This is a genomic window from Rhizobium sp. P28RR-XV, assembly GCF_012641385.1.
Lineage (GTDB): Bacteria > Pseudomonadota > Alphaproteobacteria > Rhizobiales > Rhizobiaceae > Rhizobium.
On the sequence record NZ_JABAIG010000006.1, the window covers coordinates 1 to 15175 of the forward strand.

At 59.3% G+C, this 15175-nt stretch carries 14 protein-coding genes and 1 pseudogene; 9 read left to right on the plus strand and 6 right to left on the minus strand.

Going from position 1 to position 15175, the window contains the following annotated elements:
• Positions 1 to 110 (minus strand): annotated as a pseudogene (locus HGP12_RS13790) (IS5/IS1182 family transposase); the annotation flags it as partial.
• A gap of 390 nt (positions 111 to 500) precedes the next feature.
• Between HGP12_RS13790 and HGP12_RS13795 the strand changes: the two are divergent.
• On the plus strand, positions 501 to 752 hold the full coding sequence (locus tag HGP12_RS13795; protein ID WP_168842352.1) for an AbrB/MazE/SpoVT family DNA-binding domain-containing protein: 252 nt from the start codon (positions 501 to 503) through the stop codon (positions 750 to 752).
• Positions 749 to 1147, plus strand: coding sequence for a type II toxin-antitoxin system VapC family toxin (locus HGP12_RS13800; protein ID WP_168842351.1), 399 nt, complete (start codon positions 749 to 751; stop codon positions 1145 to 1147). The genes HGP12_RS13795 and HGP12_RS13800 overlap by 4 nt, the downstream gene beginning before the upstream one ends.
• Before the next feature lie 235 nt (positions 1148 to 1382).
• Here HGP12_RS13800 and HGP12_RS13805 read toward each other — a convergent pair whose 3' ends face one another.
• Positions 1383 to 2303 (minus strand): dihydrodipicolinate synthase family protein, encoded by a 921-nt coding sequence (locus HGP12_RS13805; RefSeq protein ID WP_168842350.1) that lies wholly within the window; start codon positions 2301 to 2303, stop codon positions 1383 to 1385.
• A gap of 81 nt (positions 2304 to 2384) precedes the next feature.
• A complete protein-coding gene (locus tag HGP12_RS13810) occupies positions 2385 to 3098 on the minus strand; it encodes a FadR/GntR family transcriptional regulator (RefSeq protein WP_168842366.1) in 714 nt (237 codons plus the stop codon).
• 212 nt (positions 3099 to 3310) lie between these two features.
• Here HGP12_RS13810 and HGP12_RS13815 point away from each other — a divergent pair, with 212 nt between their 5' ends.
• The 5 genes from HGP12_RS13815 (at position 3311) to HGP12_RS13835 (ending at position 10506) form a co-directional block, all read left to right on the plus strand.
• Complete coding sequence (locus HGP12_RS13815) at positions 3311 to 5257, plus strand: ABC transporter substrate-binding protein (RefSeq protein WP_168842349.1); 1947 nt, start codon at positions 3311 to 3313, stop codon at positions 5255 to 5257.
• 86 nt (positions 5258 to 5343) lie between these two features.
• Positions 5344 to 6330 carry an ABC transporter permease gene (locus tag HGP12_RS13820; RefSeq protein WP_168842348.1) on the plus strand — a complete coding sequence of 329 codons (987 nt, stop codon included), beginning with the start codon at positions 5344 to 5346 and terminating at the stop codon, positions 6328 to 6330.
• A gap of 9 nt (positions 6331 to 6339) precedes the next feature.
• Positions 6340 to 7461, plus strand: coding sequence for an ABC transporter permease (locus HGP12_RS13825; RefSeq protein ID WP_168842347.1), 1122 nt, complete (start codon positions 6340 to 6342; stop codon positions 7459 to 7461).
• A 7-nt stretch (positions 7462 to 7468) separates the two neighbouring features.
• Positions 7469 to 9190, plus strand: coding sequence for an ABC transporter ATP-binding protein (locus HGP12_RS13830; protein ID WP_168842346.1), 1722 nt, complete (start codon positions 7469 to 7471; stop codon positions 9188 to 9190).
• 128 nt (positions 9191 to 9318) lie between these two features.
• Positions 9319 to 10506 (plus strand): galactarate dehydratase, encoded by a 1188-nt coding sequence (locus HGP12_RS13835; RefSeq protein WP_168842345.1) that lies wholly within the window; start codon positions 9319 to 9321, stop codon positions 10504 to 10506.
• Positions 10507 to 11094: 588 nt separating this feature from the next.
• On the opposite strand, the gene HGP12_RS13840 is transcribed toward HGP12_RS13835, so the two are convergent.
• The 3 genes from HGP12_RS13840 to HGP12_RS13850 form a co-directional block, all read right to left on the minus strand.
• Complete coding sequence (locus HGP12_RS13840; RefSeq protein WP_168842344.1) at positions 11095 to 12405, minus strand: MFS transporter; 1311 nt, start codon at positions 12403 to 12405, stop codon at positions 11095 to 11097.
• Between the two features lie 169 nt (positions 12406 to 12574).
• Positions 12575 to 12781, minus strand: coding sequence for a KTSC domain-containing protein (locus HGP12_RS13845; protein ID WP_168842343.1), 207 nt, complete (start codon positions 12779 to 12781; stop codon positions 12575 to 12577).
• 117 nt (positions 12782 to 12898) lie between these two features.
• Positions 12899 to 13330, minus strand: coding sequence for a VOC family protein (locus HGP12_RS13850; RefSeq protein WP_168842342.1), 432 nt, complete (start codon positions 13328 to 13330; stop codon positions 12899 to 12901).
• A 67-nt stretch (positions 13331 to 13397) separates the two neighbouring features.
• On the opposite strand from HGP12_RS13850, the gene HGP12_RS13855 reads away from it, so the two are divergent.
• Positions 13398 to 13979 carry a TetR/AcrR family transcriptional regulator gene (locus HGP12_RS13855; RefSeq protein ID WP_168842341.1) on the plus strand — a complete coding sequence of 194 codons (582 nt, stop codon included), beginning with the start codon at positions 13398 to 13400 and terminating at the stop codon, positions 13977 to 13979.
• Positions 13980 to 14177: 198 nt separating this feature from the next.
• A complete protein-coding gene (locus HGP12_RS13860; protein WP_168842340.1) occupies positions 14178 to 15164 on the plus strand; it encodes a BMP family protein in 987 nt (328 codons plus the stop codon).
• Positions 15165 to 15175: the final 11 nt, after the last annotated feature.

The following is a 15175-nucleotide window of genomic DNA, read 5'->3' on the forward strand; positions in this document are numbered from 1 at the left end:
ATGCGGTTGTCGCGGCCAGACGAGCCGCGCGTGCGCTCGTCACCAATGATGTGATGCGCTATCCGCGCCCACTGTTCGTCCCGAAGGATCAGACGATCCAAAACACCCATGACTGCCTCCAAAAGACCGTCTTGAATCTGATTCGCTCAGCCTTGGAAACCCAAGAGTCCACACCTCCTAACCGCGAGCGTCGGCGTGAAACGCGAATAAGAATATTAAGTGCTGAGGTCGCCATACCGGTCAGCTCATCATGAGCTTGTATCGGGTGACCGCAACGTCAATGGGGCCGCTTCAATACGATTAAATTGCCGCTTGTTCATTGCGCGTTGTCAGTAAGCTTCTGCTAGAGCCGATCCACTTTAATTGGGGTCATATCCCCATTCCGCGAAGCTCGCCAACAGTGTCTCATTGTGCCAAACACAACTATATTTTGAATTGGCTTGTCGGTAATGTGAATTTCAATTACTATGCAGATAGATCTTATGAAGGAGGAATTTCCTATGACGTCTCTGGCTGTAACAATGAAAGGTCAAGTCACTTTAAAGCGAGATTTGTTGCAGCACCTAGGCATCAAACCCGGAGAACGGATCGAATTCGACAAGCTCCCGGGCGGTGAGCTTCGAGTAAAGGCCGCCCGGCCAACCGGAACCATTGATAAATTCATCGGGCGGCATGCTGGCAAGATCAAAAAGCCGCTGACGATCAGTGAAATGAATGAGATTGCCGCCTCCGGCTGGGCAGGAGAAGAATGAAAATATCGGTCGATACGAATATCTTAGTTCGGGCTGTATTGCAGGACGATGCAAAGCAGGCGGAGACTGCCGGTAAACTTCTAAAAGAAGCGTCACTGATCGCCGTTTCCTTGCCGTGCCTATGTGAGCTCGTTTGGATACTGCGCCGTGGCGCCAGGTTATCAAAAGACGATATCGCCACGACAATCCGTGATTTGCTGGACGCGGGCAATGTCGTGATGAACCGTCCCGCGGTTGAGGCCGGCCTTGCGATCCTCGAAGCCGGCGGTGACTTTGCCGATGGTATCATGGCTTATGAGGGTAACTGGTTGGGCGGCGAAACCTTTGTCTCGTTTGATAAACAAGCGGTCGAATTGGTGACGCAGCAAGGACAGCCAGCACAGCTCGTGTCGTGACTAAAGGCCCCCACATATCTCCAGCGCGGGAACCCTTTTCTCAATCCACAGCGGATACAAAGAAGGCTCATCAGTATCACCCCGTCCCGACTGTCGATCCTAAAAGGTCGATCAGGAGCTTTACGGCATCAGGCGGCCGTCCCATATATCATTGTCCCATATCTAATTTTGGGCGCCGAAGCTCGCTCTTTCGGCGCCGCGCCGTTAGGTTCGAAATTTGCAGAGACGCCTCATGTCAGTTGGCGAAAAGCTCGCCTGCTTCCTGCCAGGCACGAAGCAGGGCAAACAGTTCCTCGCGATCCTTCTGATCGAGGCATGGCAGCCCCGGAACACGAACGGGGCCGACATTCAAGCCGGAGTAGGTCACCGCTTCCTTGACGACCGTGACATTGGCGCCGTTGCGGAACTTTGTGCGCATGCGCTCGAAGGGCTCGAGCTTGTCGACGATCGCGCGGGCGGCAGCAAAGTCTCCTTTCGCCAAGGCCGCGAGAACGGCAAGCGACAGCTTCGGTGCGACGTTGACGAGGCCGGAGGTGAAACCGCGCGCGCCGGCGGCTGCAAACGCCGGAGCCCAGCTTTCGGCGAGACCGCAGACGAACAGCGCGCCACTCGGATCTGAGGCGGCGATCGCTCGCGAAAGCAGCATCAGATCGGTCGTCGCGAACTTAATGCCGGCAATATTGCCGTGACCGGCCAGGCGAACCATGTCATCGACACTAAAGCCTTCGGCGCGGACATAGGCGACGAGCGGCAGGCGCGACGCCTCCGCCAGATCGTGGAAATAGTCGATCTGCGAAGCGGGGGCGGCGAAAGGATCCACCGGCTGATGCGACATCACGGCGGAGGCGCCGATCGAGGCGGCATCCTTGGCCATGCCAATTGCCTCGCGCAGGGAACGACCGATTGCCGCCGTCACCGGTGCCTTGCCGTCCACACCCTTTATCGCGGCTTCGTGGACGCGGCGGATTTCCTCGGGCGTGAGCGCATAGAATTCGCCTGTATTGCCTGCCGCGACGATGTTGTGAATGCCGGCTGCGGCCACGCGCTGGTAGACCTTGGCGGTCACCTGCGGTTCCACCTCGCCGCTTGCATCATAAGCCGTGACCGGAACACCGGATACGCCGGTCAACGCTTGCCGCATGGTCTCAATGCTCATCTTCCTACCCTTCATCACCCATCGAGGCGCAAGCGAGGAAGCTTGAAGAAGCCATCACCCCGCTCCAGCCTTATCCAATTCCTAAACGCCCTGGAACATGCGGGCGCGTGCATTCAATATGTGTCGCTTCATGGCATCATGCGCTTCGGTCTCCTGCCGCGCGAAGATCGCCTGCACGATGACGGCATGCTCGTCCTGAACGCTGCGGATCTGCTCTGGCGTCCGCTTGAGACTGAGACTGCGCGTCACCGAATGGCCGATGGCGAAGTGCGGCCTGAACAATTCGCGGACAGTGATATGGAACTGGTTGCCGGTGGCGATCGCAATCGCATCGTGCAGCTCCTGGTCCTCTTCCGCGCCGAGGCGGCCTTCGCCAAGACATTGTTCGATCTTTTGAAGCGCCGCCGTGATCCGCTCCTTGTCCTCCGGCTGCCAGTTGCGCGCCGCAAGCTCGGCGGCTTCCGCCTCGAGACCGGCACGAAATTCAAAAAAGCGCTGGACATCGGCGAGCGATCCCACGGGCACCATTTTCAGAACTGAAGAATCCGGCCTTTGGCGCACATAGGAACCGGACCCCTTGCGCGATACGATCAAGCCATCGGCACGCAGCCGCTCCAGAGCATCGCGCACCACGGGCCGCGACGCACCGAACATCTCCGCGAGCTTGGCTTCCGCCGGCAGTCTTTCATTCACCGGAAACTGTCCGTCCGCGATCATGGCGACGATCCTCTCATAGATGATGTCGCCGAAGCGCGTCGCGCCCGTACCGGGATCGTTGGCGACAGAGAGTTTCATCATCGTCCTTTTTGAATGCCGGCCAGCACCGGACATAGCGCATTTCCTGCGCGTCAGAGCTACTAAATCTGTAAAAATCTGTCAACTCTTGTAATTATCTGAGAACGTAATATGGTCTCGACGCTGCGCCAGAGGGGTGCAATGGCGACGGGTTGGGAGCTTGTCGCGTCGGCTCAGGGAAAACCCGGCCGCGGTTAAAATGGGAGGATTTGATGCGCGATGAAACAGTGTCCCGTGGCGTGAGCAGACGTGCCGTCCTCGGAGGCATGGCGGGAATGGCAGCCCTGTCTCTGGCCGGCCGCGTCAGCGCCGCCGATGCGGCCGGCGAGGCGCCTGCCTTGGCTGAACTCGTCAAGGGCGGCAAGCTGCCGCCACTGGCCGAGCGGCTACCGAAAAAGCCGATGGTGGTCACGCCTTACGAAAAGGTCGGCACGTATGGCGGTACGTTGCGGCGCGGCCTGCGCGGCTCTTCCGACCATAACGGCATCCTGCGCATGGTAGGCAACCAGAGCCTGGTGCGCTGGAATCTCGAATTCACCCAGGTTCTGCCGAATCTCGCCGAACGCTGGGACGTCAATGCCGACGCCTCGCAGTTCACCTTCTACCTCATCCAGGGCGCGCGCTGGTCGGACGGCCATCCTTTCACGGCCGACGATGTCGTTTTCGCCATCGAGGACTGCGTCAAGAATACCGATCTCTATAGTGCTGCGCCCGCGCAGCTCTCGGTCGCTGGCAAGGCCGTCGATGTCACGAAAATCGACGACCACACGGTGAAATTCACCTTCGCGGCACCGAACGCACTCTATCTGGAAAACCTTGCAACCCCGCTCGGCCAGCATCCGACGCTGTTTCCCAAGCACTATTGCAGTCAGTTCCTGCCGAAATACAATCCGAACGTTGCCGACGACGCGAAGAAGGCTGGCGCCAGCAGCTGGCCCGAATTTTTCCGCGCACGCTGCGGTGATATCGAGATCCCCTCGCGCTGGGGCAATCCGGACAAACCGACGCTCGATCCCTGGGTCGTCAAGGAGCCTTATACCGGCGGTGCCACCCGCGTCGTCATGACCCGCAATCCCTACTTCTGGCAGGTCGATACATCAGGCAACCAGCTTCCCTATGTCGACGAGATCAATTTCGGCATTTCGCAGGATGTCGAATCCCTGATGCTGAACGTCATCTCCGGCAAGATCGACATTCAGGAACGCCATATCAGCGTGCTCGCCAATAAGCCGACGCTCTCGCAGAACATGAAGAAGGGCGACTATCGCCTCCTAACTCTTGTCCCTTCGACCTCGCAGCAATGCCAGATCTATTTCAACATTACCCATAAAGATCCGGCCATGCGCAAGATGTTTGCCGACAAATCGGTCCGGCAGGCGCTCTCGCTCGGGATCAACCGGCAGGAAATCATCGACATCGTCTATTTCGGCCAGAGCCAGCCCTACCAGGCTGGACCGCGACCGGAGCACCCCTGGTACAATGAAAAATACGCCCGCCAATTCACCGATTACGATCCGGACAAGGCCGGCGCCATACTCGATCAGGCCGGCTACGGCAAGAAGGATGCGAACGGCTTTCGTCTGAGGCCGGACGGCCAGAAAATCTTCTTCGCCATCGATGTCATTCCGACCCTCTATCCCGATCTGGTCGATGCTCTCGAACTGGTGAAGGCACATTGGGCGCAGATCGGCGTCGACATGAAAGTCAACACGATCGAGCGCGCGCTCTACTACACTCGCGGTGACGACAACGCCCACGACGCCCAGGTGTGGCCGGGGCCTGGCGGCCTCGACCCCATGCTCGACCCGCGTGATTTCTTCGCCTTTCATCCGCAGGGTTCGCGCTACGCCATTCCGTGGTCGGTCTGGTACACATCGAACGGCAAGAAGGGCGAGGAACCGCCGGAAAGCCAGAAGAAGCGCATGAAGCTCTTCGACGAGGCACGTTCGACGGCGGATCTCGACAAGCGCGGCGCCGTCATGAAGCAGATCTTCGACATCGCCGCCGAAGAGTTTGAAACCGTTGGGCTTTGCCTTGCCGTCGGCGGCTTCGGCATTATCCGCAACAATCTGCACAATGTTCCAGAAAAGCAACCTGACAGCTGGTCCTGGCCCAACCCGGGACCGGCCATGCCGCAGCAATTCTTCTTCACCAGCTGACCACACCGATCAAGCGCCGCCTTGCATGGGCGGCGCTTTCCTTCATGCGGAGCTGCCCGTGGCAGCACTCACTGCGAGAAACAGCCATGCTGGTCTTCATCGGTAAACGCCTTTTGTGGATGATCCCATCCCTTTTCGCCATCAGCTTCCTGGCCTTCGTGCTGATCCAGCTGCCGCCTGGCGACTATGTGACAACCTATATCGCCACGCTCGCCTCGTCGAACGAAGTGGTCGACCAGAACACGGCCGCGCAGTTGCGCGAACGCTTCGGTCTCGACCAGCCGATGCTCATCCAATATCTGAAATGGATCTGGAACATCATTTCGCGCGGCGATTTCGGCATCTCCTTCGAATGGCAGCAACCGGTTTCCGGCCTGATTTGGGAGCGCATGGCGCTGACACTCGTGCTGGCGCTGGCAACCCTCGTCGCCACCTGGGCGATCGCCTTGCCGATCGGGGTCTATTCCGCCGTCAAGAAATATTCGATCGGCGACTATCTGTTCACCGCCTTCACCTTCCTTGGGCTCGCCATCCCGTCGTTCCTGCTGGCTCTGGTGCTGATGTATGTTGCGGCGGTCGAGTTCGGGCAGGATGTCGGCGGTCTGTTCTCCTCCGAATTCGAGACCGCGCCCTGGAGCATCGCCAAGATGCTGAACCTGCTGTCGCATATCTGGCTCCCCGTCATCATTCTCGCCGTCTCGTCAACAGCAAGCCTCATCCGCGTCATGCGTGCCAATATGCTGGACGAGCTGCCCAAGCCATATGTGACGACCGCCCGCGCGAAAGGCCTTTCGGAATTCCGGCTGCTGGTCAAATATCCGCTGCGCATCGCGCTCAACCCGTTCATCTCGACCATTGCCTGGCTGCTGCCCAACCTGATCTCGGGGTCCGTCGTGGTGGCGATCGTTCTCAACCTGCCGACAGCCGCACCGCTGCTGCTCCAGGCCCTGATGGCGCAGGACATGTATCTTGCCGGCGCCTTCGTGCTTTTGATCTGCGCACTGACGCTGATCGGGTCACTCATCAGTGACATTCTGCTCGCCCTTGTCGATCCCCGCATCCGGTTGGAATAGGAGCAGTCCATGGCCGACATTGCCGTTACAAACCTGCGTCCCGACCGCGCCGCCGTCGCCTCGCAATGGCAGCTGATCTGGTGGGCATTCCGTCGCCACAAGCTGGCCATGATCGCCCTCGTCGTCACCGTGATGATGTACATCGTTGCGATCGTGCCGGGCTTCTTTGCCATCAACGATCCCAATCAGCAAAATGCGCGCGCGACCTTCCACCCGCCGCAGCGCGTGCATTTCATCGATACTGCGAACGGCTTCTCCATCGGACTGCACTACTATCCGCTGAAGCTCACGCGCGACCCGGAAACGCTGGCGGCGATCTTCAAGGAAGATGCCAGCAAGCGGGTTTCCGTCACCTTGTTCGGGCGCGGCTACGAATATTCCGTGCTCGGGCTCTTCACGAGCAACATCCATCTGCTGGCATCCTCGGACAAGTCGACGCCGCTTCTTCTGTTCGGTGCGGATCGGCTCGGCCGCGACGTCTTCAGCCGCACCGTTCAGGGCTCACAAATCTCGCTGTCGATTGGTCTCGTCGGCGTGTTCTTTTCGCTTCTGCTTGGCATCGTTCTTGGAGGGATTTCAGGCTATTACGGCGGCAAGCTAGACTTCTTCATCCAACGCTTGATCGATTTCGTGCTGTCGCTGCCGACCATTCCGATCTGGCTTGCCATGGCGGCAGCCCTGCCGCAAGGCTGGCCGGCCGCGCTTCAATATATGATGATCACGATCATCCTGTCATTGACCGGCTGGGCGCAGCTTGCCCGTGTCGTGCGCGGTCGCTTCCTGTCGCTGCGAACGGAAGAATTCGTCGCCGCTGCCAGGCTGGATGGCGCCAGTGAGGGCCGCATCATCTTCCGCCATATGCTGCCGAGTTTCGCGAGCCACATCATCGCTTCCATCACGCTTGCCGTGCCGGCGATGATCCTGGCCGAGACCTCTCTTTCCTTCCTCGGGCTGGGACTGCAGCCGCCGACAATCTCCTGGGGCGTGCTGCTGCGCGAGGCGCAGAACATCCGCTCGATCGCAACGGCCCCATGGCTGTTCCTGCCGGGTGTCGCCGTGGTCGTCGCCGTCATGGCCCTGAACCTTCTCGGCGACGGCCTGCGCGACGCGGCCGATCCCTACAACAAATGAGGCGGGCATGACCGATATCGTTTCCATGAACACTGCCCGCCCGCTGCTGCAGGTCAAGAACCTGACCGTCGACTTCCCCTTGCGAACGGGCACTTTTCGCGCGGTCGACAACCTCTCCTTTGCCATCGAGCCCGGAAAGACGCTCTGTGTCGTCGGCGAAAGCGGCTCGGGCAAATCTGTCACCGCACGATCGATCCTGCAGATCGTCGACACCCCCGGCCGTATTACCGGTGGCTCGATCGTGCTGAATGGAGCCGGCGGCAGCTCGGTGGATCTCGTCAAGCTCAATCCGCGCGGTCGCCAGATCAGGGCAATCCGCGGGCGCGATATCGCCATGATCTTCCAGGAGCCGATGGCGTCGCTCTCGCCCGTCCACACGGTCGGCGACCAGATCATGGAAGCGCTGCGTCTCCATACGAAGATGAGCAAGGCGGAAGCGCGCGTCGAGGCCATTTCGCTTCTGAAGCAAGTGGAAATCCCCTCGCCGGAAAAGGCGGTGGACCGCTATGCGTTTCAATATTCGGGCGGCATGCGCCAGCGCGCCATGATCGCCATGGCGCTTGCCTGCAAGCCGCAGCTTCTGATCGCCGACGAGCCGACGACCGCGCTCGACGTGACGACACAGGCCGAAATCCTCGACCTCATCGCCCGGCTGCAGAAGGCCAGCGGCATGGCGGTGCTGTTCATCACCCATGACATGGGCGTTGTCGCGCAGATCGCCGACGACGTGCTCGTCATGCACAATGGTGTCGTCAGGGAATACGCGCCGGTCGAGCAGATCTTTCATGCGCCGAAGGATGATTATACGCGCATGCTGATCGGATCGGTGCTGAAGCTCGAAAGGAAGGCCGAAATCCGCCTTGCGCGGCCGCCGCTCGACAGATCCGCGGCGCCGATCCTCGAATTGCGCAACGTGTCCATGGCCTTCGGCGAGGTTCACGCTCTCAATGATGTCTCGATCTCGCTTCTGCCGCGCGAAACGCTTGGGATCGTCGGCGAGAGCGGATCCGGCAAAACGACGATGGGCCGCTCAATCATGCGCCTCATCGACCCGACCGCCGGAGAGATCCTTTATCGCCGCCCCGAGGGCGAGGTCACCGATCTTGCGAGCGCCAAGGGACCGGCTCTGGCTTCGGCCCGCCGCGAACTGCGCATGGTGTTCCAGGACCCCTTCGGCTCCCTCAATCCGCGCATGACCGTCTCGCAGATCATCGGCGAACCATTGCTCGTCAACGGCATCGCCAAAGGCCGGGCACTCGATGAGCGCGTCTGCCATCTGATGGAACAGGTCGGGCTTGATCCAAGGGCGCGCGAGCGCTATCCGCATGCCTTTTCCGGCGGCCAGCGCCAGCGTATCGGTATCGCCCGCGCCATCACGCTTAATCCGCGCGTGATCGTCGCCGATGAGGCGACCTCCGCGCTCGACGTCTCCGTGCGCTCCCAGGTGCTTGATCTTTTGATGCGCCTGCAGGACGAACTTGGTCTCGCCTATATCTTCATCAGCCATGATATCGGCGTCATCCGCTATATGTGCGACCGCGTCGGCGTCATGTACAAGGGGCGCCTCGTTGAGGTCGGCGATGCCGACAAGGTCTGCAATTCACCCGAACATGCCTATACGCAGGCGTTGATCTCGGCGATCCCGCGTCCCGACCCGCGCGATCGGGATCGCTCGCGGCGCTTCCGTTATGTCGAGCCAGAAACCGTGAAGAACGGCAGTGCCGCGTGAGGGGTCTGTCGACATAGCCACGGCAACCCATTCGCCACGGATCCGACGTCCGCTCGGCACGGCAACGTTTTCCCAACCCGCGGCATCTCCCATGCCGCATTCATGTCAATCGATAGAAGGAAGGTAAGATGAAAATCGACCGCATGCGGGTGTTCATGACCCGCGACAAGGACCGGCCACGCGTCATCGTGGCGCTGGATACGGATGACGGACTGACGGGCTGGGGCGAATGCTACAATCACGGCCCCGATTTGGCACTGCCGCCGCTGCTCGACTATCTCTATGGCTTCATCGCCGGCCAGGATCCAAGCCGCATCGACTATCTCGTCAACCTGTTGATCCAGCAGAGCCGCTTCCCGCCCGGCGCGCTTGGCCTTTCGGCGATCTCGGCGCTCGATCATTGCCTTTGGGATCTCTCGGCCAAAGCCCTCAATGTCCCGGTCTACAAGCTGCTCGGCGGCGCGGTACGAGATCGCGTCAAGGTCTATGCCGGCGTCTATACGGCACCGGATGCACCGGCGGCACGCGACGAGCTCGACCGCTTGAACGCCGAATGGGGCTTTACCGCCTTCAAGCTCAGCCCCTGGCGCATCGATATGCATGCCCATCGCTGGGGCAATGTCGTCAAGGCATCGGCCGATTATTTCCGCTCGCTGCGCGAAACCGTGCGCGACGATTATGAGATCGCCTTCGATGCGCATGCCAAAATCTTCGAGCCGGTCGCCGCGCGGCAGCTCGGCAATGCGCTGGCTCCCTATGATCCGCTCTTCTACGAGGAACCGCTGCGCCCTGAGAATATCGAAATGTGGGGCGAGCTGAAACAAGGCCTCAACTGCGTGCTGGCAACCGGCGAGTCCCTCTATAACCGCAACGAATTCCTGCGGCTGCTGCAGGTCAAGGGTGCCGACCTCATCCAGCCCGACATCTGCGTCGTCGGCGGCATCAGCGAGATGCGGCGCATCGCGACGATCGCCGAGGCGCATTTCGTCGGTGTTGCTCCGCATAATCCGATGGGTCCGCTCGCAACAGCCGTCAACGTGCACTTCTCGGCCGCCGCGCAGAATTTCAAGATCCTCGAATACCGGCTGCCGAAGGGCCAGGCCTATGTCTATGGCGGCAACGAGGTCGAGCAGCGACAGGGCGAAACCCGTTATGTCGTCGATCCTTATCTGCCGAAGGATGGCTATCTCGAGCTTAGGCCCGACCGCCCCGGCTGGGGCGTCGACATGGATGAGAAGGCTATGGAAGAGGAAGGTTATATCCATTGGCAAAGACGCGTGCCTAAGCGTCCGGACGGTTCCTACGCCTTTGCATGACAATCTCTGGCGATCTTAATCGCTCAGCCGCCAATTCAAAAATGGAACCGCTGGATTTTGCGGTTCCATTTTTTTGCCATGACCGCAGTTGGCTCTAAGCGGACTAAATGGGCGGCGCATCTCTAATCGGCGAGCGCTTAGGGTCCGCTGGTTTCGTTATTTCTTCTTCTCTTGATCGTGATGCCACTTGATGGCGAAGAACATGCCGGTGCCTAACACGAGAACCTTGAACGCAATGAAGACTATAGGGAACCAATCCCACATTTTGGATATTTCCAGACTATTACTTGACGCTAACTACCGCGAGGAGCACTACCCCAAAACTGCTGCATACGACATCAGCCATGTTGACGCAGATGAGATCACAACATTCCCATCACACGGCATAAGTGGGCTAGCTAGCCCCATGTTTCCGGACAGGGTGTTTAACCTAACAAGGTGGTGACCGCTCCTGGCTCATAGCTGCCATCGCGGCCGATGGTGGGCCGATTCCAAAGTACTTTGCTCATGGTAAAATAGTGCTTGAATGCCTGGGAACGCCCGCCGTCCTTTTCCCCAAGGCGGGTGATCGCCTGACTTCGCTCGTATTCACTTCAGGCGCGCCGCACTTACATCGCCAAGATCGTCTCGCCTCGGCGTGCGCGGCACCATGCGTCCGACGATGAAAACCAATAGTGCCGCAGCCAGCAGGCAAGCGGCAAGGAAGAACATCGGCGCGATCGTGCTTCCGGTGGAATCCTTGATCCAAGGAACGACGTTCTGCGCAATGAAACCGCCGAGATTGCCGACGGAATTGATTGCGGCAAGGCCGGCGGCGGCGCCCGCGCCCTGAAGGAAGCGTGACGGCAAGCTCCAGAAGACCGGCTGGCCGGCGAAGATGCCGGCGGCGGCAATGCAGAGGAAAGCAAACTGCAGCGTATGATCGGGAATGACAGCGGACAAGACCAGGCTTATGGCACCGATCAAGGCGGGAATGACGATGTAGGGCGTTTTCGATTCCGCCTTGTCCGCCGCTGCCGGCACTGCATAAAGGGCGACCGCGACCAGAAGCCAGGGAATGATGTTGAGGAAGCCGTTCGTCGTGTTGCTGACGCCGAAATTCTTCACGATGGTCGGCAGCCAGTAGCTGAGCCCGTAGGCGGCGAGCGGAAAGCCGACATAGCAAAGCGCCATCAGCAGTACGCGCGGATTGATAAGCGCCTTGAAGCCGTCGGCGGCATTTTGCTCCATGGCCGAATTTTCGACCGCGAGCCGATCTTCAAGCCAGCGCTTTTCCGTGTCGTCGAGAAAGGTCGCCTTGGCGGGCAGGTCCGGCAGGTAAAACAGGGTGACGAAGCCGGCGATGATCGCGGGAACGCCCGTCACGAGGAAGACCCATTGCCAGCCGGCGATGCCATAAAGCCCGTTGAGGTCCAGCAGCACGCCGCCGAGCGGCGCACCGATCGCATTGGCAAAGGCGCTGAAGATCATGAAAAGCCCGACCATGGTGCCGCGATAGGCCGAAGGATACCAAAGGGTCAGAAGATAGAGCACACCGGGAAAGAAGCCTGCCTCGCAGGCACCGAGCAGGAAGCGAAGGATATAGAACATCGTGGCGTTCTGCGTATAGGCGAGCGCGACCGTGACCACGCCCCAGGATATCAGGATACGCGCGAACCATCTGCTCGCTCCGAATCTGTCGAGAAGCAGGTTGCTCGGTACTTCGAAGATGAAATAGCCGATGAAGAACAGCGAGGCGCCGAGACCATAGGCATATTCGCTCATGCCGAGATCGCCGACCATCTGCAGCTTTGCGTAACTGACGTTCTGGCGATCGATATAGGCAATCAGATAAAGGATCCCCAGGAAAGGCATGAGCCTCCAGGTGATCTTGGATATAAGTTGCTTTTCATCAATCACGCCGCGTCCTCCCTGGGAGATGGTTCTGATTGATGTAGATAGTGCAACTCTTCGTTTATCAATGCATTGGTGGATAAGCTTGGCCACCGCCCATGGACTTGTGGCCGGAGAGCAACAGGCGAGCCGACGTCTTCAAGGCGAGACGGCGAAGTGGCTTCGCATTCTTATCTCAAGCGACGCGTTCGAACTGGGTGCGGATATGCTCGATATAGTGCTGGCCGGGTGAAGGCGCCTTCACCATGGCTAAGGCAGCCTTTTGCGGAACACCGGCAAATTGGCGCTCCTCGCCGTTTCTGAAACGGATGTAGAGTCGCCCGTCGTCCGGGCGGAAGAAAACGGATTTAATGATTTTTGATGAAACAGAAAGCTCTTGCATGGATCACCCTTACCTCTGGCCGGGTTATCGCACGAAAACCGAAATATTGGGTGAAGTGAGCTAGTTAACGAAGAATACAGTTATATCGGCGGATTTTATCGATCGCCACGCCGGGTCCTACGGGTCCTTTGGCAAGGCATCGTCAGCGTAGAGCGCTGCGAATTCCGCACTTGGTGGTATCGGCTTGATAACGTCGATCAGAACGCCATTCGGATCGGCCGTGATGAAGTGGCGCTGCCCGAAAGCCTCGTTTCGAATGGCACGCAAGATCGGCAAGCCGACCTCCTGCACGCGGCTATAGACCGCATCGACATCCTCCACTTCGAAGTTGAGCAACAGCCCCGCCACCCGGCCGCGCGCCTGCGCCGGGATTGTCTCATGCCGCCCATCCAGGATGGCGAGATTGATGCGGCCATCCTCAACCGATTGCAAATGCGCGTACCAATCGCTGGCAAAGCTTTCCTGAAAACCGAAATGCTCGATGTAGAAGGCCGCAGTTTCCGCGACGCGCTCGGTCATGATGACCGGATAGTAGCTCGTGACCTTCATGCTTCCCATCTCCTCCCAAAAGACATACAATCTGCCTGTATTTCTGAATAACATACAGGCTGCATGCATGCAAGACTATCGCTCCAATCGGGAAAGAACCGAAAAGACCAAGGCTGCGCTTATCGCGGCGGCGCGCGCATTGTTCGTGGAGAAAGGCTATGCCGAGACATCGACGCCGGAGATCGTCGCTGCGGCCGGCATCACCCGCGGTGCGCTCTATCATCACTTCGAGGACAAACGTGCGCTGTTTCGCGCCGTCGTCAGGGAGGAAGCCCTGGCGGTGACGCGCGCGATCGAACAGGCGACGCCGGAACAACTTGCGCCACGCAACGCTCTGATTGCCGGCAGCAACGCCTATCTCGATGCGATGCGCGTTACCGGCCGTACCCGGCTTCTGCTGATCGAAGGGCCGACAGTGCTCGGCCTTGCGGAGATGAAGCAATTGGACGAGGAAACGACCACCCTCACCCTGAAGCAAGGATTGGAGGCAGCCCTCGGTCACGGCCATGGGCCGGACACTCCCGTCGAGGCGCTTGCGGATATCCTATCGGCCGCGTTCGATCGGGCGGCGCTTGCCGTCGATGCCGGCGGCGACGCAAGACGTTATCGCATCGCCATTGCACATATGATCGAACATATCGCCGGCTGATATGCTTGCTTGCCAAGTCGCAACCGATCAAAGCTTGCGGAACAATTGAATACCGGCCGCTCGGACTGTTTATGGGTGTAGGCGGCAAACAGATATCAGGCGTATTCGCATATTATTTGGGCACGCCTGTTGCTTGACACTTTTTTAGCCCCCTTCTATGATTTTTACCAAATGATCAAAAAGTAGGGGAACTTAAAAATGACCAATGAAATCATACTGTCGCGCCGTGCCGTCATAGCATCCGGCATCGCGCTCGGCGTCAGTGCGCTGGCGCCGGCCGCTCGCGCCGCCGCGCCGCTCAAGGTGGCGGGCATACACGCCTCACCGGTCGAAAATGCCTGGAATTCTTGTCTTCACAAGGCGCTGCAGGACGCCGCCAAGGAAGGTGTGATCGAATACGTCTTTTCCGAGGGTGTTTCGGGCACGGACTACCCCCGCGCGATGCGCGAATATGCCGAACAGGGCAACAAGCTGATCATCGGTGAAGCCTATGCCGTAGAGAAGGAAGCACGCCAGGTTGCCGCCGACTATCCGGACACGGCCTTCGTTCTTGGGTCCAGCGGCGAAGCCGCAGGCGGCAATTTCGGCGTCTTCGGCACCTGGAACTATGACGGCGCCTATCTCGCCGGGATGCTGGCGGGCAAGATGACCAAGTCCAATATCGTCGGCTCCGTCGGCGCCATCCCGATCCCCGAAGTCAACATGCTGATCAATGCGTTTGCTGCCGGCGTCAAGGCGGTCAATCCCAACTGTAAGCATCTCGTCTCCTTTATCGGCACCTTCTTCGATCCCCCGAAGGCGCGCGAAGCCGGCCTCGCCCAGATCGACGCCGGCGCCGACGTTCTCTTTGGCGAACGCATCGGCACAGCCGATGCCGCCAAGGAGCGTCACATCAAATCGGTGGGATCTCTGATCGACTACACGCCGCGTTATCCCGATACCGTCTTTGCCAATGCCATGTGGTATTTCCGTCCTATTCTCAACGCAGCGATCGCCGATGTCGCCGCCGGCAAGCCGGTCGGCCGCAACTACACGGCCTACGGCCTGATGAAGGAAGGCGGCAGCGATATCGTCTATGTCAAGGGCGTGGCGCCGGCGGAGGCGGAAGCTGCGATGGAGAAGGTTCGCGCCGACATCAAGGCCGGTACCTTCGAAGTGCCGAAGGTACCGGATCAGCCGAAGTAACCGTCCGGCTC